Annotated in this window: 27 protein-coding genes; 8 read left to right on the top strand and 19 right to left on the bottom strand. The window is 69.7% G+C overall.

Annotated elements, in window-relative coordinates; all coding sequences use genetic code 11:
• The coding region (locus B2P18_RS07205) for a dihydroxy-acid dehydratase (protein WP_286957611.1) at nucleotides 1–377 on the bottom strand (377 nt) is incomplete at its 3' end.
• Nucleotides 378–443: 66 nt separating this feature from the next.
• On the opposite strand from B2P18_RS07205, the gene B2P18_RS07210 reads away from it, so the two are divergent.
• Together B2P18_RS07210 and B2P18_RS07215 are read left to right on the top strand one after the other, a co-directional pair.
• Complete coding sequence (locus tag B2P18_RS07210; RefSeq protein WP_286957613.1) at nucleotides 444–1,565, top strand: carcinine hydrolase/isopenicillin-N N-acyltransferase family protein; 1,122 nt, start codon at nucleotides 444–446, stop codon at nucleotides 1,563–1,565.
• 123 nt (nucleotides 1,566–1,688) lie between these two features.
• Nucleotides 1,689–2,177 carry a DUF3237 domain-containing protein gene (locus tag B2P18_RS07215; RefSeq protein ID WP_286957618.1) on the top strand — a complete coding sequence of 163 codons (489 nt, stop codon included), beginning with the start codon at nucleotides 1,689–1,691 and terminating at the stop codon, nucleotides 2,175–2,177.
• Nucleotides 2,178–2,298: 121 nt separating this feature from the next.
• On the opposite strand, the gene B2P18_RS07220 is transcribed toward B2P18_RS07215, so the two are convergent.
• From B2P18_RS07220 to B2P18_RS07245, 6 genes are all read right to left on the bottom strand, one after another.
• Nucleotides 2,299–4,539 (bottom strand): immune inhibitor A domain-containing protein, encoded by a 2,241-nt coding sequence (locus tag B2P18_RS07220; RefSeq protein ID WP_286957625.1) that lies wholly within the window; start codon nucleotides 4,537–4,539, stop codon nucleotides 2,299–2,301.
• Between the two features lie 160 nt (nucleotides 4,540–4,699).
• Nucleotides 4,700–6,145 (bottom strand): amino acid permease, encoded by a 1,446-nt coding sequence (locus B2P18_RS07225; RefSeq protein WP_286957631.1) that lies wholly within the window; start codon nucleotides 6,143–6,145, stop codon nucleotides 4,700–4,702.
• A 67-nt stretch (nucleotides 6,146–6,212) separates the two neighbouring features.
• The gene (locus B2P18_RS07230) at nucleotides 6,213–7,205 is read right to left on the bottom strand and encodes an ERCC4 domain-containing protein (protein WP_029210320.1); all 993 of its coding nucleotides are present in this window, start codon (nucleotides 7,203–7,205) and stop codon (nucleotides 6,213–6,215) included.
• Between the two features lie 62 nt (nucleotides 7,206–7,267).
• Nucleotides 7,268–7,480, bottom strand: a complete 213-nt coding sequence (locus B2P18_RS07235; RefSeq protein ID WP_037214571.1) for a hypothetical protein — start codon at nucleotides 7,478–7,480, stop codon at nucleotides 7,268–7,270.
• A gap of 152 nt (nucleotides 7,481–7,632) precedes the next feature.
• Nucleotides 7,633–8,502 carry a siderophore-interacting protein gene (locus tag B2P18_RS07240; protein WP_286957641.1) on the bottom strand — a complete coding sequence of 290 codons (870 nt, stop codon included), beginning with the start codon at nucleotides 8,500–8,502 and terminating at the stop codon, nucleotides 7,633–7,635.
• Nucleotides 8,503–8,618: 116 nt separating this feature from the next.
• Nucleotides 8,619–9,215, bottom strand: a complete 597-nt coding sequence (locus tag B2P18_RS07245) for a hemerythrin domain-containing protein (protein ID WP_239265081.1) — start codon at nucleotides 9,213–9,215, stop codon at nucleotides 8,619–8,621.
• A gap of 117 nt (nucleotides 9,216–9,332) precedes the next feature.
• On the opposite strand from B2P18_RS07245, the gene B2P18_RS07250 reads away from it, so the two are divergent.
• Genes B2P18_RS07250 through B2P18_RS07260 form a run of 3 tightly spaced genes read left to right on the top strand, consistent with a single transcriptional unit; the run spans nucleotide 9,333 to nucleotide 11,384 of the window.
• Nucleotides 9,333–10,769 (top strand): amino acid permease, encoded by a 1,437-nt coding sequence (locus tag B2P18_RS07250; protein ID WP_286957647.1) that lies wholly within the window; start codon nucleotides 9,333–9,335, stop codon nucleotides 10,767–10,769.
• 40 nt (nucleotides 10,770–10,809) lie between these two features.
• On the top strand, nucleotides 10,810–11,007 hold the full coding sequence (locus tag B2P18_RS07255; RefSeq protein WP_019286219.1) for a ribbon-helix-helix protein, CopG family: 198 nt from the start codon (nucleotides 10,810–10,812) through the stop codon (nucleotides 11,005–11,007).
• Nucleotides 11,004–11,384: a type II toxin-antitoxin system death-on-curing family toxin gene (locus B2P18_RS07260; protein WP_286957653.1), complete on the top strand. Its 381-nt coding sequence runs from the start codon at nucleotides 11,004–11,006 to the stop codon at nucleotides 11,382–11,384. The genes B2P18_RS07255 and B2P18_RS07260 overlap by 4 nt, the downstream gene beginning before the upstream one ends.
• A 67-nt stretch (nucleotides 11,385–11,451) precedes the next feature.
• On the opposite strand, the gene B2P18_RS07265 is transcribed toward B2P18_RS07260, so the two are convergent.
• On the bottom strand, nucleotides 11,452–12,510 hold the full coding sequence (locus tag B2P18_RS07265; RefSeq protein WP_286957658.1) for an LLM class flavin-dependent oxidoreductase: 1,059 nt from the start codon (nucleotides 12,508–12,510) through the stop codon (nucleotides 11,452–11,454).
• A 78-nt stretch (nucleotides 12,511–12,588) separates the two neighbouring features.
• On the opposite strand from B2P18_RS07265, the gene B2P18_RS07270 reads away from it, so the two are divergent.
• Entirely contained in the window at nucleotides 12,589–13,029 is a 441-nt protein-coding gene (locus B2P18_RS07270) for a helix-turn-helix domain-containing protein (RefSeq protein WP_286957830.1), read from the top strand.
• The gene (locus B2P18_RS07275; protein WP_286957662.1) at nucleotides 13,026–13,421 is read left to right on the top strand and encodes a DUF86 domain-containing protein; all 396 of its coding nucleotides are present in this window, start codon (nucleotides 13,026–13,028) and stop codon (nucleotides 13,419–13,421) included. The genes B2P18_RS07270 and B2P18_RS07275 overlap by 4 nt, the downstream gene beginning before the upstream one ends.
• Here B2P18_RS07275 and B2P18_RS07280 read toward each other — a convergent pair.
• Nucleotides 13,406–13,927, bottom strand: coding sequence for a hypothetical protein (locus tag B2P18_RS07280; RefSeq protein WP_286957665.1), 522 nt, complete (start codon nucleotides 13,925–13,927; stop codon nucleotides 13,406–13,408). The genes B2P18_RS07275 and B2P18_RS07280 overlap by 16 nt on opposite strands.
• Before the next feature lie 57 nt (nucleotides 13,928–13,984).
• Here B2P18_RS07280 and B2P18_RS07285 point away from each other — a divergent pair, with 57 nt between their 5' ends.
• A complete protein-coding gene (locus B2P18_RS07285) occupies nucleotides 13,985–14,368 on the top strand; it encodes an NADPH-dependent F420 reductase (RefSeq protein ID WP_156911108.1) in 384 nt (127 codons plus the stop codon).
• A gap of 35 nt (nucleotides 14,369–14,403) precedes the next feature.
• On the opposite strand, the gene B2P18_RS07290 is transcribed toward B2P18_RS07285, so the two are convergent.
• The 10 genes from B2P18_RS07290 to ychF form a co-directional block, all read right to left on the bottom strand.
• On the bottom strand, nucleotides 14,404–14,829 hold the full coding sequence (locus B2P18_RS07290) for a type II toxin-antitoxin system VapC family toxin (RefSeq protein ID WP_029210311.1): 426 nt from the start codon (nucleotides 14,827–14,829) through the stop codon (nucleotides 14,404–14,406).
• On the bottom strand, nucleotides 14,826–15,107 hold the full coding sequence (locus tag B2P18_RS07295) for a type II toxin-antitoxin system Phd/YefM family antitoxin (protein ID WP_286957675.1): 282 nt from the start codon (nucleotides 15,105–15,107) through the stop codon (nucleotides 14,826–14,828). Before B2P18_RS07295 ends, B2P18_RS07290 begins: the two co-directional genes overlap by 4 nt.
• Before the next feature lie 227 nt (nucleotides 15,108–15,334).
• Nucleotides 15,335–16,159 carry an alpha/beta fold hydrolase gene (locus B2P18_RS07300; protein ID WP_286957677.1) on the bottom strand — a complete coding sequence of 275 codons (825 nt, stop codon included), beginning with the start codon at nucleotides 16,157–16,159 and terminating at the stop codon, nucleotides 15,335–15,337.
• Between the two features lie 233 nt (nucleotides 16,160–16,392).
• Nucleotides 16,393–16,713 (bottom strand): HigA family addiction module antitoxin, encoded by a 321-nt coding sequence (locus B2P18_RS07305; protein ID WP_029210309.1) that lies wholly within the window; start codon nucleotides 16,711–16,713, stop codon nucleotides 16,393–16,395.
• 91 nt (nucleotides 16,714–16,804) lie between these two features.
• On the bottom strand, nucleotides 16,805–16,969 hold the full coding sequence (locus B2P18_RS07315) for a type II toxin-antitoxin system RelE/ParE family toxin (protein WP_286957679.1): 165 nt from the start codon (nucleotides 16,967–16,969) through the stop codon (nucleotides 16,805–16,807).
• A gap of 79 nt (nucleotides 16,970–17,048) precedes the next feature.
• Nucleotides 17,049–17,942 carry a hypothetical protein gene (locus B2P18_RS07320; protein WP_286957684.1) on the bottom strand — a complete coding sequence of 298 codons (894 nt, stop codon included), beginning with the start codon at nucleotides 17,940–17,942 and terminating at the stop codon, nucleotides 17,049–17,051.
• A gap of 82 nt (nucleotides 17,943–18,024) precedes the next feature.
• Complete coding sequence (locus B2P18_RS07325; protein ID WP_286957686.1) at nucleotides 18,025–19,146, bottom strand: helix-turn-helix domain-containing protein; 1,122 nt, start codon at nucleotides 19,144–19,146, stop codon at nucleotides 18,025–18,027.
• Nucleotides 19,139–19,819: a hypothetical protein gene (locus B2P18_RS07330; RefSeq protein WP_286957688.1), complete on the bottom strand. Its 681-nt coding sequence runs from the start codon at nucleotides 19,817–19,819 to the stop codon at nucleotides 19,139–19,141. Before B2P18_RS07330 ends, B2P18_RS07325 begins: the two co-directional genes overlap by 8 nt.
• Nucleotides 19,820–19,913: 94 nt before the next feature.
• Nucleotides 19,914–20,819, bottom strand: coding sequence for an Abi family protein (locus tag B2P18_RS07335; protein WP_286957689.1), 906 nt, complete (start codon nucleotides 20,817–20,819; stop codon nucleotides 19,914–19,916).
• Nucleotides 20,820–20,991: 172 nt separating this feature from the next.
• Complete coding sequence (ychF, locus tag B2P18_RS07340; protein WP_019286231.1) at nucleotides 20,992–22,077, bottom strand: redox-regulated ATPase YchF; 1,086 nt, start codon at nucleotides 22,075–22,077, stop codon at nucleotides 20,992–20,994.
• Nucleotides 22,078–22,142: the final 65 nt, after the last annotated feature.

Below are 22,142 nucleotides of genomic sequence, written 5' to 3' on the forward strand. Positions count from 1 at the left end.
GTGATCTTGTCGCAGTTCGAGATGCACACGAGCGCGTCGGCCTGGTGCGCGTTGACCATGAACTCCACCGAGTCGGCGATGACCTCACGGCTCGGCAGGGAATAGAGCATCCCCGAGTGCCCCATCGCGATGCCGTCGTCGACGGCGATGGTGTCGAACTCGCGGCCCACTCCCCCGGCCTCGGCGACGGCGCCCGCCACGAGCTGGCCCATGTCCTTGAGGTGGACGTGGCCCGGGACGAACTGCGTGAACGAGTTGGCGATCGCCACGATCGGCTTGCCGAAGTCGCCCTCGGTCATGCCCGTCGCGCGCCACAGGGCGCGCGCCCCGGCCATGTTGCGTCCGTGGGTGGTGGTGCGTGAGCGCAGTGCAGGCATGTCTCCAGACTAGACAGCCAGTCCGTATGACGGGCTCCCGTCTCACGTCGGGTCTAGCCTGGGGGCGTGGACGTCACGCGCCGGACGGTGCTCGGCGCCGGCCTCGCCGCGGTGGCCGCGGGAGTGGCCGGCTGCGCAGCCTCGTCCGCCTCCGGCACGGTGATCCACCCCGAGCACCCGCCGACCTCCCCCACGCCGACCGGCTCCACGTCGGCCGCGACGGCAGGAGCCCCTCCGACCACCGCGGGCCCGTCCGCCGCCCGACCGCTGCGTCTCGTGCAGACGCCGGCCCAGGAGCGAGCCACCCTCGCCTCGTGGCGGTCCACCGGCGACCCGGTCCTGCACGAGCTGCGGTGGTCCGGCGCCGTGGCGGAGGTGGACGCGCCGGCCGCCGCATCTCGCGCGAGCACGCGAACGCCATACGGCTGCACGCTGTTCGTCGCCGCTGGCGACCCGGGGCGCGTGATGGTGGGCCGCAACTTCGACTGGGACCCGAATCCCGCGGCCGTCGTGCGGTCGCGCACCGACCGAGGGCCGCGGACGATCGGGATGTGCGACCTGTCCTTCGTCGAGCTGCCGACCGCCGAGCTCCCCCGGATCGGAGAGGTGGCCGTGCGGCGTCGGCTGCTGCGGGCGCACGGGCGGGTCGTGGACGGCATGAACCAGCACGGGCTGTTCATCGGCCTGGCAGCCGACCTGGAGGCGCGGTCCGTCGCGCGGCCCGGGACGATCGTGGTCGGCGGGGTCGGCATCGTCCGACTCGTGCTCGACCACGCCAAGGACGTGCGCGGCGCCCTCGCCATGTTCGAGCGCCAGTCGCTGGAGTTCGCCGGCGGGCCGGGGCTGCACTACCTGGTGGCCGACCGCTCCGGGGCCTCCGCGACGATCGAGCTGGTCGACGGGCGGCTGTCGGTGCGCGAGCGCGCCGCGGCCACCCCGTGGCAGTGCCTCGAGAACTTCCAGCTGGCCACGACGCCACCGGCCGCGCGCGACGAGCACCCCCGCTACACCCGCTGCCGCGAGCAGCTGACCGCCTCGCAGGGCCGCATCGACGCCGACGGCGCGCTCCGGCTGCTGGACGACGTGCGCCAGGCCGACACGCAGTGGTCAGCGGCCTACGACCTCACGGCCGGGACCGTCGTCGTGCGCCGCCTGGCGGGGCGGCAGCTCCACCGCTACTCGGTGTGAGCCGAGGGGATGCCCGAATCAGCGTGGCGACCACCCGACGACCGGTCAACGCCGAAGAACCGACATGGAAGGCCGGAAAGACCGGCATCCTCACCGTTGTTCGCGCCGGGTAGCGTGCCGCCCATGGATGCCCTCGCGCCCCCCTCCCTCAGTCCCTTGTGCCGGCTCGAGGTGACCGTCGGTCCACCCATCGAGCTGGGGCGCGTGGCCGACGGCGTGCGCCGGATCATCCCCATCACCGGCGGCACCGTCACCGGGGTCGAGCGGGCCGAGGGCACCCTCACCGGTGTCGTCCTGCCCGGCGGCGCCGACTTCCAGGTGCTGCGCAGCGACACCCTCACCGAGCTGGAGGCCCGCTACGCCGTCGAGACGGAGGACGGCGAGCGCATCTGGGTGACCAACCTCGGCATCCGCACGGGAGAGGCGCAGGACATCGCCGCCCTGGTGCGCGGTGAGTCGGTGCCGCACGACCGCATCTACTTCCGCTGCACCCCCCGCATGCAGTCGAGCGGACCCCGGTGGGCCTGGTTGGCGGGACGCATCCTCGTCGGCACCGGCCGCCGCACGCCGGACGCGGTCCACCTCGACATCTCGTGGTCGACTGACGACTGACGCACCCCGGTCCGCGCACATCGGCAGCACGCACCGGCAGCACGCACGGAGCGGCCCCGGCAGGTCTGACCTGCCAGGGCCGCTCCGTCGTGGTGCGGGACTCACGTCCCGGACCTCTGAACTACTTGGTGTAGTCGACCTTGATGTTCATCTGGTCGCCCTGCTTGGCCATGTTGTTGACCGTGATCTTGACGCCCGCGCCGGCCACCTTGGTGGAGGACCACGGGTTGGCGGCCGACCAGTAGCGGTTGGGGTCACTGTCGTCGAAGGTCCGGATCGCCGGCTGCGACGGGACCGTGACCGGGACGCCGTTGCGGTGGAAGGTCACCGGGTCGGTCGCCTGCAGGCCGAAGGTCGCGTCGAAGGGCTGACGACGGTTGCCGAGCAGCGCCCCGTCGGGGAAGCGGATCGGCGTGGGACGCGCGTCGACCGGGAGGACCTGGCCGCCGCCGGGGTGGACCGACGTGTTGTTGTCGGTGTACTCGTTGTTGATGTACCAGACGAGCATGCCGTCCTGGTAGGGGAAGCGCTCCACCCAGTCGGGCCGCGTGTTCGCCCAGCCGAAGTTGTACGGCCCGGTCTTGAGGTAGCGGTCGTAGCCGGTGTAGGTGCGGTTCTCCGCCAGGTAGTAGTGCGTGACGGCCTCGGAGGAGCTCGCCCCGACCTGGGTGAAGCCCTTGGCCGTCCAGCCCTTGGCGTCACCCTCGACGTCGTCGTTGAAGACGCTCTGACCGTCCGCAGTCACCATGATGTCGTCGACGAACGCGCCGAGCTCGTGGACGCCGCCGTCGGAGGCGTAGCGGAACCGGAAGCTGATCTGCTTGCCGGCGTAGGCGGACAGGTCGTACGTCTTCTGGACGTAGCCGCCGGAGCTGCCGTCGTAGGTGGCCAGCTGCTTCCAGGTGGCGCCGCCGTCGTCGGTGACCTCGGCGTAGAAGTAGTCGTACTCCGCCTCGGTCTGGTAGTTGACCCACGCGGACAGCGACGCCGTCTTGGCGGTGGTCAGGTCGATCGGGCGGGTCAGCGTGACGTTGAGGTCGTCGGCCGCGCCGGACCACCACTGCTTGCTGCCCGAGTGCGGGGCGACGAGCTGGGTGGTGCGGGTCTTGTCGGGCAGCGACACGAGCGCGGCCTGCGGCATCTTGCCCGCGAGCGAGGCGGGGCCGAGCTTGACGTTGCCGTCCTTGCCATAGCTCACGGTCTGGTAGTCGAGCCAGCCGAGCTGGAGCTTCTCCCACGGGCCCATGTAGCCGGGCTTGGAGCCGATGTCGACGGTGCCGTCGTTGAGCCAGGAGCCGGCGCTCATGAGGGTCCAGAAGCCGGTGCCGTTGTCGCCGCCCTGGGTGTCGTAGAGGTCCGGCAGGCCGAGGTCGTGACCGAACTCGTGGGTGAAGACGCCGAGGCCGCCGTTCTCGGGCTCGGTGGTGTAGTCACCGATCCAGATGTCCGAGCTGCCGATGCGCACACCGCCGGCCTTGTTGGTGGCGGGGCCGGACTTGCCGGCGTTGTTGGAGTAGGCGTACCACCGGTGGGACCAGATGGCGTCCTCGCCCTGGGCGCCGCCGCCGGCCTCCTCGCCCTCACCGGCGTGGATGGCCTGGAAGTGGTCGATGTAGCCGTCCGGCTCGTTGAAGTCGCCGTCCTGGTCGAAGTCGTAGCGGTCGACCTTGTCGAAGCCCTTGAGGTAGGCGGCGATCTCCGCGTCGGTCTTGCCAGCAGCCTTCTGCGCGGCATACCAGGCGTTGGCGGAGTCCTGGACGAACGGCCAGGCGCCGGCTGCGTCGGAGATCTTGTTGCTGCCGTAACGAGCCTCGTTGTAGGGCACCTTGACCCAGTCGGAGACGTCACCCTTGGCGAGGAAGCGGCCGTTGGACTGCTTGAGGTAGAAGTCCTTGAAGGACTCGCCGTCGCCGAACATGAGGTTCTGGTAGTGCGCGCGGTCGAAGTTGGCGCGCCAGATGGTGGAGTTGTCCTGCGAGCGGTCGGGCTGCGGGATCTGGTTGTGCAGCGGGCCGGCGCCCCCACCGGTGGTCGGGTAGGTCTGGGTGCCGAACTCGGCCAGGATCGTGAAGATGTCCTCCTCACGGTTGACGTCGTAGTTGACGTACTGGCCCTTGGCCACCTTGATGACCTTCTTGCCCTTCTTGTTGGTCTCGACCTTGGCCGTGCCCTTGACGACCTTCTCGACACCCTTCTCGCGCAGCGCGCGCTGCTTGTCACCCAGCGGGTGGGAGCGGTCGTCGTTCTTCTTCGACGTGCCGAGCTGCGGGTCGCCCTGGGTGGGGGCGGCGTGGGCGGTGGTGGGGGCCAGCGACAGGGCGATGAGCATCGCTCCCGTGGCGCCCGCGATGGTGCGCTTCATGGTGCTCCTCATGATGAGCACGAACGACTACGACGTCGTTCGCTTGGGGGTGCTGGAACCTTATGCTCGTCCTATTCGCCCCGACAGGACCAAATGAGTGAATGATCCCGACTGGTCACGCGTACCCCCGCATGACCAACACACCGAGCGCCCGTCCCGGTCAGCGCCGACTCAGGTCGGCGGTCGCCAGGTCGACGGAGGGTGACCGGGTCACCAGCTTGTGCCCGGCCCACAGGGCCAGGAACAACGGGAGACCGAGGTATGACGAGAGCAGGGTCTTGACGTCCGTGTTGCCGACCAGCGCCTCGTAGTTCTGCCCGACGATGACGATCGCGCACATCAGCAGCGCCACGATCGGCCCCAGGGGGAACCACCGGGCCCGGAACGGCAGGTCCTCGAGGCGGCGTCCCTGCAGGACGTACGCCTTGCGGAAGCGGTAGTGCGACCAGGCGATGCCCATCCAGGTGATGAAGCCGGCCAGGCCGGAGGCGCTGACGAGCCAGATGTAGGCGCTGCCGTCGCCGATGAGGCTGGTGAGGAAGCAGAGCGCACCGATGGCGGTGGTGGCGAGCAGGGCGTTCATCGGGACGCCGCGACGCGTGGTGCGGCCGAAGATCGCCGGCGCCTTGCCGCCGCGGGCCAGGCCGTAGAGCATGCGGGTCGAGGCGAACATGCCGCTGTTGCCCGCAGACAGGATCGACGTCAGGATCACGGCGTTGATCAGGGTGGCGGCACCGAGCACCCCCGCGCGCTCGAACACCAGGGTGAACGGCGAGACGGCGACCTTGTCGATGTCGCTGCCGAGCAGGCGCGGATCCGTGTGGGGCAGCAGGAAGCCGATGACGGCGATGGCCCCGACGTAGAACAGGACGATGCGGTAGAACACGGCGCGGATGGCCTTGGGGATGGTCCGCTCCGGCTCCTCGGCCTCCCCGGAGGCCACCGCGATGAGCTCGGTGCCCTGGAAGGAGAAACCCGCGACCATGAAGATCGCGAGCATGCCCGTGAAGCCGCCGACGAAGGGCGCCTCCCGCGTCGTCCAGTTGCTGAAGCCCGGGGAGGGGCCGGACAGGATGCCGACGATCATGGCGACGCCGACCACGAGGAACACGATCACCGTCAGGACCTTGATCGAGGCGAACCAGAACTCGCTCTCGCCGAACGCCTTGACCGACGCGCAGTTCAGCGCGAACAGGAGGCTGAGGAAGACCGCCGACCACAACCACGACGGGACGTCGGGGAGCCAGTACTTCATGACGATGGCGGCGGCCACGAGCTCGGCCGCGACCGTGATCGCCCAGTTGAACCAGTAGTTCCAGCCCGTGGCGAACCCGAAGCTCGGGCTGACGAAGCGGGTGCCGTAGGTCTCGAAGGAGCCGGCCACCGGCAGATAGGTCGACATCTCGCCGAGGCTCTGCATGAGCAGGTAGACCATGAAGCCGATGGCGGCATACGCCAGGAGCGCGCCTCCCGGCCCGGCCTTGGAGATGGACTGCCCCGACGCCACGAACAGGCCGGTGCCGATGGCCCCGCCGATCGCGATCATGTTGAGGTGGCGGGCCTTGAGCCCGCGGTGCAGGTCGCTCTGTCCGACTAGGTCGCTCATGCTCACTCCGTGCAGGTCAGGGGAGCTCGGTCGCGGATCGTGGCCGACGGGTGCGCTCAGGGGGTCGTCAGCCGTTCGGGAAGGTATCACCGTGGGCGGCCCGGTATGCCGCCACCACGCTCGCCGCGAGACGGCCACCGCGCGCCGAGACCGGCAGGCCCTCGGCCACCGCCCAGGCGCGGATCTCGGCGGGGGTCGGCTCACGCGGAGGCATCCCGGGGCCGGGAGACAGGTCCGCCACGCGCGCCGAGGCGCCGTCCTCCTGGGCGAGCTCGACCAGGCAGGCCCCGAAGAACCGGTAGGTCCACTGCTGCGCGAGCGCGCGGGTCTCGGCGAAGATGACGGGCACGCTCGGCACCCGTGCCTGGCACTCCGCGAGCCCCTCGGCGACCACGGAGGGACGCACCGGGATCGACGGGTCGAGCTTGAACACGTCGGAGTACCTCGCCTCCACGACGACGGCGGCCCGGGGGACGGTCGCCAGCTCGGCCAGGGCATAGCGCAGCCGCCCCGAGGTCAGGGTCGACACCAGGTCCGGCAAGGACTTGCGCTCGACCACCGCGACGGGCCGACCCTCCACCTCCACGGCGTAGTCACCGACCGGCAGCCCCCGGCGCACCGTCGTGACCTGCTCGTCCGAGAACTTCCAGGCGTACCGCTCGTGGCTGTCGACCACGACCTGCATCTCGGCGATCCCGGCCGCCCTGGCCCGCGGCGAGCGCACCGACGGGCGGGCCTGCTTGGCCGTCCGCGCGGTCTGCCAGAAGATCGCCTCCCTGCCCCGCACCTGCGTGAGCACGAGCTGGGAGCGGTTCTCCCGACCCCGGTCCAGGACGAGGTCGATGGCCGCGCCGCGACGCACGCAGGTGCGGGTGGGCGTGCGCTCGACGATCTCCGCGTCATCCGGCCACTCGGCGCGGTGGCAGTAGACCTTGGCCGTCCGCGGCCACATCTCCTTGGCCTTGAGCACCACCCCGTCAGGGCCGAGGGGGATGCGCAGGAGGTACGGCAGGCTGGAGCCGGGCTCCGGGTTGCGAGCGATCAGGAAGTCGTCCACCACGGCCGCAGCCTACCGACAGACCTATCGACAGACCTGTCGCCGACCGTCGTCGATCAGGCTGGTCAGCCCCCGGTTGCGCTGACGACGGGCTCGTCGCTCGGGTCCGGCAGCGCCATGATCGCGGCGGCGAGCACCGCCATCACCAGCCGCGGCTGCGGCACGCCCCAGTCCCGCAGCCGGTCCTCGATCCAGCCGTCGGCCGAGACGCTCAGCCGACCGAGGCCGTATGCCGCCCCGGCCGCCCCGATGCCGCCGGCCAGGGCGAGCGGGGTCACCGCCGGTGGGGCGTCGACGTCGGGCGTCCCGCCCCGCCCGCACGGGTGCGGGCCAGCGCCGAACGGGCACGAGCGTGATCGCTCCGGTCGCGAGCGCGGCCAGGGCCTTGTGGTTGCGGTCCATCGGTGCTTCCCCTGTGATCGTGCGGTGGTCAGCCGGTCGGCGCCGCCGCGGTCGAGCCGTCCTGCTCCTGCTCCATCGCGGCCACGAACTCGCGCTTGCCGGCCTGCCAGGCATCCTCGTCCTGACCCGTTCGCCAGTATCCCGAGATCGACACGCGATCTCTAGGCACCCCCTGCTCGACGAAGAGGTAGCGGCGCAGGTCCTTGATCATGTCGGCGTTGCCGTGCACGAACGCCCGGACGTCCCCGCCCGGCAGCCCGGCCGCCCGCACGGCCTGGGCCAGGGCCACGCCATACCGGCCGCCGGTCTCGTCCCGGTGCACCCAGGTGATCTGGATCCCCGGCGTCGTGCGCAGCGGCACGTGCGTGGTGGCGTCCGCGACCTCGACGAACACGCTGGCGCGCGCGTCGTGGGGCAGCGCGTCCAGGGCGGCCGCGATCGCGGGGGCCGCCGACTCATCGCTCAGGAGCAGGTGGTGGTCGGCGGTCGGGTCGGGACCCCAGCCACCGCCGGGGCCGTAGAACCCGATGCCGTCCCCCGGTCGCGCCGCAGCGGCCCACGGGCCCGCCAGCCCCTCGTCGCCGTGGACCACGAAGTCCAGCGCCATCTGCCCGGCCACGGGGTCCAGGCTGCGGATCGTGTAGGTCCGCGTCACCGGCCACTGCTCGCGCGGCCGCTCCTCGCGGAGCGTGTCGGGGTCGAACGGCCACGCGTAGTCGGCCCCGGCGGGCGCGAACAGCAGCTTGACGTAGCGATCGGTCTGCTCCGACGGCTCGATCGTCGTGAGGTCGGACCCCTCGAGGTGCACGCGCACCAGGTCGCGGGTGAGGCGCTCGGTGCGGGTGACGGTGGCCGTACGCATCACCCGGGGGCGGCGCTGGGGTCGCTGGTCGCTCATAAGGGCACCCTAACCTCGCCGCCTGCGTGACGCCGGCGAGCGGCGTCGCAGGCCCCCGGAGACGGCGTCAGGGCCGCCCGGCACCGGCCGGACGGCCCTGACGACAGGCTGTTGTCCTACTTCTTGGGAGAAGCCTTCTTCGCGGAGGCCTTCTTCGCGGGCTCGGCCTTGCCCTCGGCCTCCTCCAGCTCGGCCTCCGGGTCCTCGACGTACTCCTCGGCGTCCTTGTTGACCGGCTCGATGCCGGTCGCCGCCTTGGTCGCCTGGTAGCGGAGGAACTCCACCGCGATGTCGTGCCGCAGCTGCAGGCTCGCGTGGTCCCGGAAGTCGCGCAGGTCCTGCCGCTCCTCCTCGCCCATGTGCTCGGAGTTGGCGATGTCGGCGTCGGTGACGGCCTGCCACCACTCGTCCGAGCCCACCTTGGCCTCGTCGGCCCGGCCGATCGCGTCGCGGATCTTGTTGTGGTCCTTGATCGCGTCCTCGACCTCGCCCTCGACGGTGCCGTCGTCGGCGTCCGCCGCACCGGTCCCCTTCTCGAGCAGGTGGGGATAGAAGTAGCGCTCCTCGGCCTCGGCGTGGGTCTCCAGGAAGATCACCAGCCGCTTCCACAGCGCCTCGAGCCCCTCGACGTCCTTCTTGGGGAACTCCTCCAGCTGCGCGAATGCCGCTCGCTGCTGCGCGTGCTGCTCCAGGATGATCTCGGTGATGTCCACTGCTGCCTCCTCGTGGTGCCGGCGTCCGATTCGTCGAGGCGCATACCCCGGACACCCCCGTCATACGCAGAGGTCTGCGGACTAGCCTGGGAGGGTTGCCCACGAGGAAGGACCACCGTGTCGTCACCGAGCCGCCGCTCGTCCACCCGGCAGAGCGAACCCCCGCAGGGCCCGGCGCCCGTGCCCCACCACACCCTCGCGCGCGGGCTGACGACGCGGCACGTGCAGTTCATCGCGCTGGGCTCGGCGATCGGGACGGGCTTGTTCTACGGCTCCGCCGACGCCATCCGGATGGCGGGGCCGGCGGTCCTCCTGGGTTATGTCGCAGCGGGACTCGCGGTGTTCCTCGTGATGCGGGCGCTCGGCGAGATGGCCGTCCGCGACCCCGGCGCCGGGTCCTTCGGGCGCTACGCGCGCACCTACCTCGGGCCGCTCGGCGGCTTCGTGACCGGCTGGATGTTCGTCATCGAGATGCTGGTCGTGGCCGTCGCCGACGTCACCGCCCTCACGATCTATCTCGGCCACTGGTGGCCGGAGGTGCCGGGCTGGGTGTGGGTGGTCGGCGCGATCGCCCTGGTCACCGGCCTCAACCTCATCCACGTGAAGGTCTTCGGCGAGACGGAGTTCTGGCTCTCGCTGATCAAGGTCACCGCGATCATCGCGATGATCGCCGCCGGTCTCACGATCCTCGCGCTCGGCCTGCAGGTCCCCGGCGGCAGCCACCCGACGGTCGAGAACCTCTGGGCGCATGGCGGTTTCGCGCCATACGGGCTGTGGGGCGCGCTGGTCTCGCTCACCGTCGTGGTGTTCGCGTTCGGCGGGATCGAGACGCTGGGGCTGTCCGCCGCGGAGGCCGAGGACCCCGGGCACGCCATCCCGGGCGCCATCAACACCATCCCCTGGCGCGTCCTGCTCTTCTACGTCGGGGCCATCGGCGTCATCCTCTGCCTCGCGCCCTGGACCACGGTGGACGGGCGGTCGAGCGCGTTCGTGCAGATCTTTGACGCCGTGGGGCTGCCCGCCGCCGCGAACGTGCTCAACGCCGTCGTCATCACCGCGGCCTTCTCGGCGCTCAACGCCATCACCTTCTCGATCGGCCGCATGCTGCACGGCCTCGCGGAGCAGGGCGACGCGCCGCGACCGTTGGCGCGCACCAACGGTCGCGGGGTGCCGGTGGCGGCCGTGGGGTTCGTGGCGGCGGCGCTGACGGTGGGGCTCGTGCTCGACGTCCTGGTCCCCGAGGGCGTGTTCGTGCTCGTGGCGTCGGTGGCGAGCTTCGCGACGGTCTTCGTCTGGCTGATGATCCTGCTCTCGCACGTCGCCATGAGGCGGCAGGTCGCGCGCGGCGACCTCTCCCCCGGCGGCTTCCCCGTGCCCGGGTGGCCGGTCGCCAGCTGGGCCGCCGTGGCGTTCATGGTCGGCGTGCTGGTGCTCCTCGGCGTCGGCTCGGCCTCACGCCCCGCCCTCTGGACCGGCCTCGGGACGCTCGTGGTGCTGGTCCTGGCGCACCGGCTCAGCGCAGGCCCTCGTCGACCCGCTCGGCGCGACACCTGACCCGACGCGTGGTACCACGGAGGTACCGTGGAGCATGGCCATGAACCTACGACTCACCCCGGAGCAGGACGCCACCCTGACCGAGCTCGCGCGCGCGGAGGGCGTCTCCAAGCAGGAGGCCGTCGTGCGCGCCATCCACGAGGCCGCCTCGCGGCGGATGCACCGTGCCGACGTCGCTGCCGGATCAGCCTGGGGTCGGGAGCGCTACGCCGACGTGCTGCGGCGCCTCGGCGAATGACGACCCGCTACCTCGAGCTGGACGACCTGCTCGGGCTGGCCGACCAGCTGGACGTCGGCCCGGTCGTGGACGTCGGCCTGCTCGATGCCGCCGCCCACCGGCCCCGCACCTGGGTCGGCGGCCGGGACGCCTACCCCGCCGTCGAGGAGAAGGCCGCCGTCCTTCTGGAGTCGATCACCCGCAGCCACCCGCTGGTCGACGGCAACAAGCGCCTCGGTTGGCTGGCGACCGTGACCTTCTGCTGGATCAACGGATGGGTGGTCGACGGACCGGACGACGAGGTCTACGACCTGGTCGTGCACGTGGCGACCGGGTCGATGCCGTATGCCGTCGGCGCCCGTCGCCTCGCGGGCTGGCTGTCACCCCGCGACGGATGACCACGCGCTCGTCTCTGTGCGTCGCGCGGTGACGGGACGGCGAGTGCGGGTGCGATGGCTCGGCGGCTCAGCGCGGCAGCTCGGCGTAGCCGCTGACCGGGCCGTCCTGGTTGGGCTCCCACCCGAGGGCCGGCGCCACGTGCTCGGCGAAGGTCTGCAGGATGCGCAGGTTGGCCTCGGGCCCGAGCTGCGACGGGATGGTCAGCATCAGGGTGTCCGCGGCCCTCACGGCGGCGTCCGCCTGGAGCTCCGCGACGAGCCGATCCGGTTCTGCGACATACGACTTGCCGAAGGTCGAGGTGAATCCGTCGATGACGCCGACCTGGTCCCCGGACCCTCCGCGCAGCTGACCCCAGACGAGGTCACGGCTGTCGACGATCGGAAAGACGCTGCGGCTCACCGAGACTCGCGGCACGCGGCCGTGCCCCGCAGCCGTGAAGGCGGCGCGGTAGCGCTCGATCTGCTCGCGCTGCAGGTCGCCGAAGGACTCCCCCGTCGCCTCGGTCAGCAGCGTGGAGCTCATCAGGTTGACACCGAGCTCCCCTGCCCACGAGGCGGTCTCACGGGTGCCGGCGCCCCACCAGACGCGGTCGGCGAGACCCGGCGAGTGCGGCTCGACCCGCAGCCGCTGGCCGGGACCGTGCTGGGCGGGATCGGCGTCGACCAGCCGGTCACCGCTGACGGCCCGCATGAACGCCGCGAACTTGTCACGCGCCAGGTCCGCACCTCGCGGGTCCTGGGACCCGGTGTAGCCGAAGGCCTCCCACCCGCGCAGCGCCGGCTCGGGCGACCCGCGACTGATCCCGAGGGCGATCCGGTTGTCGGCGATGAGGTCGAGCTGGGCGGCCTCCTCGGCGAGGTAGAGCGGGTTCTCGTAGCGCATGTCGATGACGCCGGTGCCGACCTCGATCCGCTCGGTGGTCGCGGCGATGGCGGCGAGCAGCGGCATGGGGCTGGCTGACTGGCGCGCGAAGTGGTGCACGCGGAAGTAGGCCCCGTTGACGCCCAGCTCGTCCGCGCCCCGGGCGATCTCGATCGCGTCCTTGAGCGACTGGCCAGCGCTGGGGTCGCCCGGGCCACGTCCGGACCCGTAGTGCCCGAAGCTGAGGAAACCGAAGGCCTTCATGGGCCCCTCAACGTCGTTGACGCGCGCATTAGTCCTGCGGGAGGCGAGGGGCTTGATATCGAGCGATGTAATCTCAGCGTGGACGATCTCCGGGAGCGGCGACTGCGCGCTGGGCTCACCCAGACGGCCCTGGCTGCCCGCAGCGGTGTGGCGCAGCCCCACATCGCGGCCTACGAGTCAGGACGACGGCGCCCGTCGGCAGCGTCGCAGGAGCGACTCGTGGCGGCGCTGCGCCCGTTGCCCCGAGAGGCGCTGGCCAGACATCGAGACGCGGTCGTGCGGGTGCTGGAGCAGCATCGAATGACGAACCCCCGGGTCTTCGGCTCGGCCGCGACCGCCTCCGATGCCACCCGGAGCGATCTCGATCTGCTCGTCGACGCTGCCGACGACCTGGATCTGCTCGACATCATCGACGCCGCCGCGGAGCTCGAGGACCTGCTGGAGGTGCCGGTCGACATCGTGACGTCTCGGTCGCTGCGGACCGGTCATGAGATCGCGACCTCGGCGGTGCCCGTATGACGCGGGAACCTGCCTTGTCCGCACCCACCATCGCCCGCCTCACCGACATCGTCCGCCCGTGCCACCGAGCGGAGGCGATCGCTGCCCGGGGCCGAGAGTGGTATGACAGCGACCCCGACCTCGAGGTGCCGAAGCTCGCCGCGGACTCCGTGGTCCTCAAGCTGGGCGAGGCGGTGCGCCGACTGCCCGAGGGCTTCCTGGACGAGCGTCAGGGCGACCCCACCTGGCGTCGTGCGATCGGGATGCGTCACCGCATCGCGCACGAGCACGACGCGGTCGACGACGACATTGTGTGGCTGGTGATCTCACGTCATGCGCGCGAGCTGCGGGCGACCATCGAGCGCCTGCTCGACGCCCAGGACGGCACGCCGCGACCTCATGACCCGACCTGACCTGACCCTCGATCAACCCTCACCACGGCGGTGGCAGCAGCCCGGAGCAGGCCCGGCGCCAGCCGGCGATGGACCGCCGAGAGCACCGTCCAGACCTGGGAGGCAGGCAACCGGTCGTAGCGGATCAGCGTGGCCAGCGAGACCTCCGACGGCGTCGCGCGCACGATCAGGTTGACAGCCATGTCCCAGGACCGGGCCTCGAGCCGAATCCAGTCCTCGCCGCGCGCCGCGATCTGCCACCCCGCGACCGCCGAGCCCGATCGCCCGGGGACCAGTCGCAGCTGCAGCAGTCCCTGCCAGATGAACTGCTCCCCCACGGTCGGCACGTCGCCGAACATCGCTCGAGCCCACTGCTCCGGCGTCGCCGCTGCGCCCGGCACCCTCATGGTGAACACGTCGGCGTAGCCGATGCGCTCCAGCCCGGCACGAGACAGGACGGTCGGACCGACGGCGGCCAGGCCGAGCACGCCGTCGACGGGCATCGTCGACACATCACGATCATCCATGTCTCCCCCAGGCTCTGGGAGAGCGAGTGGGCATCCCAGCAGCTGGGTCGCCCCATCGTGAAGGCTTGGAACGCCGTGGGCTCCGGCACCTTTGCCGACCGCGCCCTGCCCGCCGGGCACCCCGACCGCCTCGCCATCCCCATCGCAGGCGACGACCCGCGCGCCAAGGAGGTCGCCGCCACCCTGATGGACGACTCGGGCTTCGACGCCGTGGACGCGGGTTCGATCGCCGACTCGTGGCGCCAGCAGCCGGGCTCACCCGCGTACTGCACCGAGCTGACCGCGGCCGAGCTCCCTGCGGCGCTGGAGTCCGCGCAGCGCGAGCGCCTGCCGAAGCGCCGGGACTTCGCGGCGGCGATCCTGAACGAGCGCATGGAGGACCCGGCTGCAGGACTCGACTCCGACTACGCCGTCCGGCTCAGCCGCATGATCTACATGTGACGGCCGGCCCTCCTCCCGAGCGGACTCTCTGACCCTCAGGCTGGGCGGGGCGGCGCGCCGGGGGGCCCAGCCGGGGCGATCACGTCCAGGCCGGCAGCCCTGGCCGCCTCGCCGAGCCTGCGGTCGTAGGTGAGGACCGCCGAGGCATCGAGCCGGATGGCCGCCTCGAGGTGCAAGGCATCCAGGGTCCGCAGGTAGGGCATGGGCAGGTAGCCGGCACCTCGATAGACGGCTCGATCGAGGGCTGCGAGGGCGACGCCGTCGAGGAGTCGCGTCACGTCTGACTGGTCGAGCCCCTCGCGGACCGCGACCCGGCGCAGCTCCGTCTCCAGCAGGTCGCTCGAGACGAGCTCGGCTGCCGTCGAGTCGAGCCAGTCCAGGAGCGCAGCACTCTCTGGCTGGTCGATGAGCAGTGCCGCGAGAGCGGACGTGTCGACGTAGACGACCCCGCTCGAGGTCACAACCGATCCTCGCGAAGGTCGTCGAGGGGCTCGGCGAGGCTCCGGGCGCCACTCCTGCGCTCGATCGCCAACGCCGTCCACCCTCCGGTGCGACGCGCCGGGCGCGCGATCGGCAGCGCTGGAAGAGGCCTGTCGAGCGGGACGATCCGGCCCACGGGAACCCCGCTGTTGGTCAGGACGAAGGAGTGGCCCTCGCTCACCGCCCGCAGCACACGCCCGGACTCGTTGCGCAGCTCACGCTGCGACAGGCTCTCCGCAGGAGGCTCGATCGCGCTCATACCACCGAGCGTAGCGCACGTGCTACGGGCAGGCCGGGAGTGGCGGGGGCGGCCTGAGGGCCGAGGAAGCGAACGAGGGAGCCGGCGGGCTGGGGGCGGAGCCAGGCTTCCAGGCTGGCCCTTTGGCCTACACGTTGAAACGGAACTCGACGACGTCGCGTCGCTCCGGAACATGACGTGTTCAACTACCCCTCGTGGCTGCCGATCCTCAACGGGCCGAGCTTGCGCTACGCGATCGCTGCTTCCATGGTCACCGCGCTCCTCCACTCACGCAGGAGAGCACGGACCAGTTCCGGTTGATCGAGATGGACGTTATGCCCGGCACCGTCGAGCGCCGCATACGTCGATCGAGGGAACCGCCTCGACAGCGCGTCTTGATCCTCGTAGCCGACGATGTGGTCCTGCTTGCCCGCGACGACAAGCACGGGGCGGTCCAGCACAAGCCTGTCCTCGTTCGAATGCGGGAGGTCGTAGAGATCGCCGATGCGACGCATCGCGTCGTCGTCGGCCGCAGTGATTCCAGGGAGTGCGGCTCGCTGGAACCGGAGCCAGTTCTCGCGACTCTGCAGGACGGCCATTTCTGCGTACGTCACGGCGTCCGCAGGTGCGATCGAGGCCAGGAGATCGTGGTCCTCGACGAGCACGCACCGCTCGGGCACCGTCCGGCGCTCGTGCGCGGGATCGACGACCGGTGCCAGGAGGGCCATCCCGAGGCATTGCGCCGGTCGGCGCGCCACCAGGTCCCTCGCGAGCAGACCCCCCAGCGAGTTCGCGACGACGGCGAACGACGAGGAACCGATCAGCTCGGAGGTCAGCTCGTCAAGCCAATCCGCAACGTCAGGCAGGCCGCCCCGCCCGATCAGCGGCGGGGTCTGCCCGAACCCAGGAAGGTCGACATAGATGCGCTCCCACCCATCCCCGTCATCACTGGCGAAGACGTCGTCGAGATCGCTCAGCAGCCGATGATCGACTCCGTTGCCGTGGATGAACAGCACCGGCGTTCCGGCGCCTCGGCGCACCACATGGGGATTCGGGAGCATGACGGTCTCCATCTGAACTTCACGTCGAACCGGAATTCCACCGCGTTTCGGTACAGAGAACCATCAGCGAGACGGGCCTCGTCTTGCGCCGAGGCGCGCGGTGAGTGCGTCTGCGACTTCATCCGCAGTCCGCGTTGCCGTGGCGTCGATGGACAGATGCATCGAGCCTGTGCTCGCGGCGGCGATCTCGGCAGCCCTTGTCTTTCCGACGCCGGGAAGACCGGAGATCGCGACGAGATGCCCGGTCATGCGACATGCAACGGCGTGATCGCAGCGACCTTGTCGCGCAGCGCCCGCCGCTCGAGCCGCAGCTCGTAGTTCGACTGCAGGTTCATCCAGAGCTCCTCTGACGTCCCGAAGTACCGCGCCAGACGAATGGCCGTGTCAGCCGTGATCCCTCGCTTGCCGTGCACGATCTCGTTGATCCGTCGCGGCGGCACACCGATGGACACGGCCAGCTTGTTCTGCGTGATCCCGAAGCCCTCGATGAAGTCCTCCATCAGGATCTCTCCCGGGTGGATCGGCTGAATCAAGTCCGCCTCAGTGGTAGTCGACGAGTTCGACATCTTCTGCACCTCCATCTCTCCAGACGAAGCAGAGTCGCCATTGCGCGTTCACGCGGATGCCGTGCTGTCCGCGACGATCGCCGACCAGAAGCTACAAGCGGTTCCCCGGCGGGACCCGGAGGTCCTCGACATCCTTCGCCGCATGGATCAGCTCGAGCTTCCGCAGGGTCGCCCGCAGCACCGTCCGGTCGACGCGCTTGACGTACTGCTCGTGCCAGATGCGTTCGGTATCCTTGCTCCCGAACGATCTGATCACGAGACCAGCATATAACGCGAAGCGTCATTAACGCTAGACGTTAAACCGGAACTCGACCACGTCGCCACGGTTAGGAACGTCAGGTTCGGACTGTTGCCCTCGTCTCCCTGGCGTTTCCCGAGGCGTCGGTCCACGTGACCACGCAATCGACTGCGTCTGGCGACCCCATGGCGAGCAGCAGAGGGAACCGTGCTTCCTGACCTGGCGGGATGGTTCCGAGCGGACCCTCCTCGCGATGCACGCGGAACATCGCATTCTCCGGCAGGTCCAGGAACTGGAAGTCCACGTCGGACGCCGGTCCCCGCGAGGTGTTGTGAAGCACGAGCGACCAGTGCCGCTGGGTCTTCAGCCGACCCTTGTTGTCCGTCTTCACGCTCTCGCGAACCTCGGCTCGCGGCCACACGCCTTCCGAGGGGTCCGGCCCTGCCGGTTCCTCATCTTTAGAGGCTTCGACGGACTGTTGGAACTGCGCAGTAGCCCTGCTCAGGAAGTTGTTGAGGTGGCTAATGAGGTCGCCCTCGTTGGCATACTCGAAGACGAGGGCGGTCTTACGCAGGTCAGTCAGGTACTCGGTCAGGCGCTTCCGCTCTTCAAGGGCTGAACCACCGAGAGGCGGTCTGGCGGACGCATTCACCAGTACCGCCACCGACTTGCCAGCCTCGACGAGGACCTTGATCTCTTCGGCCGTACCCGAATCTGCCTCACCGGTCGGAGTGCCCAGGCGGTCGTAGAAGAGAGCGACAGCGAAGTCCGCCTCCTCAACGATCTGGTCGTTGAGGATGGCCTGAGGGCGGTCCCCGAACTCGGCGACCGCGTGCTCGGTCCAGGACACGGGCAGCACGGTGAGGGCGACGACGCGGCCGAGGTTGAGGTTCCACTGGCTGATCGTCTTGCGGATGGTCGCCATGTCCTGGACGGGCACGTCTCCCGGTGCCGAGATGAGCAGGTGGAGCGCAAGGGTGGGATAGGCCATCGATGAAGGTCCTTCGTTGGTTGGTGATGAGAGGCAAAGCCGGGCCTGGGCAAGTCAGCCCCCATCCGGCGGGACCGGAGGGTCAGTCACTGCCGACGAGGCGGAGCACTGGGCGCTCGTCGGCATCGCCCAGCAGGTCGCGCACCAGGTAGGGGCTGATCTTCAACGCTTCGGCAAGCGCCGGTACGGGCGCGCCGTGGTCACCGGCGAGGTCAGCGGCCTTCCTCAGCAGCGTTGGCACCTCGCCGGGATAGGCGCTGGTCGGGTCGGCCTTGGAGTCGTAGACAGCCGACAGCCGCTGGTAGGCACGCCGCGCCGAGGACTCGGTGGTGCGCCCGCGCTCGACCATCCGACGGATCAGGGAGGTCGGTGAGACCCCCCATGTCCTGCCGAGGCGGTCGAGGGCAGCGAGATCGAGCCGCTGCGGCAGGGCTGCGTCCATGGACGCAGCCGGAGTGAGGAAGGCCGCGGCGAACTCGTCCGCTTCCTTCTCGATGGCAGCACTGTGCTCGGCGGTATCGGCATGCAGCAGCAGGTGTCCGACCTCGTGCGCGATCGAGAACCGATGCCTGAACACGTTCTCAGTCCGACGCGGGGTCGTGATGATGATCGGTCGGTCGACGATGACGACGGAGAAGGCATCGACGGTGTCGATCTCGGCGAGAGGTCGCACGGCGACCACAATGCCTCGGGACTCGGCCGTGGCGACCAGGTGCTTGACCGGACCATCGGGCAGACCCCAGTGACGGCGCAGCAGAGCGGCCGCTTCTGCGGGAGCGGTGCCGGGATGGACCTCCGGGAGGTCGACCTCAGGGAGCTTCACGTGCCGTTCGAGCGCGAACGTCAGCTCCCACACCAGCGCGACCGTGGCCAACGCCTTCTGACGGTCGCTCACCTTGGCCGTCCGCAGGCTCCGGAAGTGAGCGTTGACCATGTCGATGCGCGCCAGGGGGCGTCCGACGCCGAAGAACCCAGGACGGACGTCGAGCGCCTTTGCCAGGCGGTCGAGGACATCGGGGCGCGGTGAGTTGACGCCGGCCTCGTACTGACCGATTGCGGCGGCGGAGACGCCCACCTCAGCGGCCAGATCGGTCTTGGTCACAGAGCGGCGGACGCGGGCCTGGGTCAGCCGCGCCGGCTCGAAGCGTCCGTGCGTCTGCCCAGAGCCCGAGACGTCGAACAGGCTCGGAGTGTCATCACGCATCCGGGTCTATGCCTTCCTGCTCTCGCGGCTCGATACCAGGCGGCACCGGGGTGCCGCTGTCGAACGACTCGCCAGCCGATGCCGCGTCGGCCTCGACGAGCTCCGGCTCCCACATGGCTTCCTGGCCGTGGCGCTTGACCTTGCCGGTCGTCTCGTCGAGCTCAGCGACGGCCCATTCGATCGACTGCAGCTGCCGGGGAGAGGAGTGGACGATAACGAGCACCACCGGCATCACCTCACCGGCGGCTCGCACCACGCGCTCGAGCCCGGGCTGCTCGGGCTCGACTGGCTCGTCTCCGATGACGGGATCGAACAAGGTGGGGTCGGGCGGCTGAGCAGAGAAGCCGTTCTTCTTCGTCGTACTCGACGCGAAGTCACCGGGGTCAGCGCAGTCCGGGATGCGCCAGACGTAGATCAAGCAGTCATTGACGACGGGGAGCTTGTATCCAGCCGGCCGAAACTTTTGCGACTGGAAGCCCCGGTCAACCAGTGCCTCGTTGGCATCGGCGAGCAGATCGCGCCACTGGCTACCGAAGTCAATCGCGTACCGCGACTCCGACACCAGGTGTGCCTCGGCAAACCTGCCGTGCACAGAGCGAACGACCTCGACGAGCACATCGCGGACCCCGGATGCGTGACTGCCGAGCGCCTCGGCGGGTGAGAGTGGAATCATCGTGGACCTCCTGAATCCGCGTCCAGAGCCGCGGATTCGGCAGGGACAGCAACTTCAGTATGACACATGATTCGCGCACGCGCGCTTCAGCAGATCATCTTGGCGTGTCACGTGCGTGGTCGCGAGGACTCTGCGGCTTGGCCAGGCCCTGCATGAACTCCGAGGCCCGGTCATGCTCGGCCGCGAGCTTCGGGAGCAGAGGGCCGGCGACACCGCCGCGGGCGGTCATGTCGTCGAGGGAGGCGATGACGTCGAGCACAGACCGAGGCTCGAACTGCCCGGCCTCTCTCTTCGCCTTCTTCCTCACGTTGTTCGGCGTCGGGCCGGCGTCGATGACGGAGTGGTGCCACAGCCGGCTGTGGTGGGCGCACCGGTTGCGCAAGTAGACCAGGGCCTTCACCCGATAGGCGAAGCCCGCCTTGGCGACGCCGATGCTAGTGGCAACGGAGTCGGCCAGCGTGCCGCCGGCTCCTCGCTCGATCGCCTTGGACAGCGTGCCGAACGACCAGGCCTCGACCGCCGACCACACCGGTAATTCGCTGAAGTCAGCGCTGTCGCCGCCAGCGCCCCGGTAGCGCAGGATGTGGCGGTCCCGGCTGCGCTCGATGTCGCGCAGGCAAGACTCGACGGTCGGCTCGCGATCACCGACGTCGGTGTAGAAGTCGGCCTCGAGGTACCGGCCGTACGGTCCGTGCTCGTCGGCGATGACCCGGGCGGTGTGCGATCGGAGCATGAGTTCGACGCGGGCCAGTGGCCGGACGAGCGCGGTGCGCAGCGCCTCGTCGGCGTCGTAGACAGCACGGATCTCCTCGAACGTGCAGCCGGGCCGGAAGCCGTCGTCGCCGAGGTGAGGAGCCTTCTGGAAGTACCGGGCGTAGCCGGAGAACCGGTAGTAGTTCGCCGCTGCGAGGAACCGGGCGCACTTGGTGGCATCGGGGACGGCCAGGCCCCGGCTGACCAAGAGGGCGACCTGCTCGTCCCAGGACAGCGACGGCTTCATGGGGCACCCTGGAAAGAAAGAGGCCCCTCCCATTTGAGCTTCTTGGAGAGGCTTGGGAGGGGGTCGATTGGTATCACCGTAGCAGACGCGGCCCGCGGCCAACATCAAGCGACGAGGACAGCGTGGCAAGCCATCCCCCCCGGACTACCGATATCTCGGCTACTGGCAGACGTTAGACGTTGAAGCGGAACTCGACGACGTCGCCGTCGTTCATGACGTAGTCCTTGCCCTCGATGCGCACCTTGCCGGCCTCCTTGGCCTTCTGCATCGACCCCGTGGCGACCAGGTCGTCATACGACACGACCTCGGCCTTGATGAAGCCGCGCTCGAAGTCCGTATGGATGACGCCGGCGGCCTGCGGGGCGGTCCAGCCCGTGCGGATCGTCCAGGCCCGCGACTCCTTGGGCCCGGCCGTGAGGTAGGTCTGCAGCCCGAGCGTGTGAAATCCCTTGTGCGCCAGCTGCTCCAGGCCCGCCTCCGTGACACCGACGGACTCCAGCAGCTCGGCCGCCTCCTCCTCGTCGAGCTCGGCGAGATCCATCTCGAGCTTGGCGTTGAGGAAGATCGCGTCGGCGGGGGCCACGAGCTCCTGCAGCGACGACTGCAGCTCGGTGTCGGTCAGCTGGTCCTCGTCGACGTTGAAGACGTAGAGGAAGGGCTTGGTCGTGAGCAGGAACAGCTCCTTGATCGCGGCCAAGTCGACGCCGGCGGCCTCGCCGCGGGCGAAGAGGGTGTCGCCTGCCTCGAGGACCTTCTGCGCGGCCAGGGCGTTGTCGAGGATCGCCTTGTCCGTTTTCTTGCCCTTGACTTCCTTCTCCAGGCGCGGGATCGCCCGCTCCAGAGTCTGCAGGTCGGCCAGGATCAGCTCGGTGTTGATGGTCTCGATGTCGCTGGCGGGCGAGACCTTGCCGTCGACGTGCACGACGTCGTCGTCGTTGAACGCGCGGATGACCTGGCAGATCGCGTCGGACTCGCGGATGTTGGCGAGGAACTTGTTGCCCAGACCCTCACCCTCGGACGCGCCGCGCACGATGCCGGCGATGTCGACGAAGGACACGGTGGCCGGCAGGATCCGCTCCGAGCCGAACACCCCCGCGAGCACCTTGAGCCGGGGGTCCGGCAGCGGGACCACGCCCACGTTGGGCTCGATGGTCGCGAAGGGGTAGTTCGCGGCGAGCACGTTGTTCTTGGTCAGGGCGTTGAACATGGTCGACTTGCCGACGTTGGGCAGACCGACGATCCCGATAGTAAGAGCCACGGGAGGCGAGTCTAGTGGCTCGCGCCGTCACTCCTGGTCGCCGCGGCTTCGGGCAGTGGCGGCGG

The organism is Arsenicicoccus sp. UBA2120 (assembly GCF_002330965.1).
GTDB lineage: Bacteria > Actinomycetota > Actinomycetes > Actinomycetales > Dermatophilaceae > Arsenicicoccus > Arsenicicoccus bolidensis.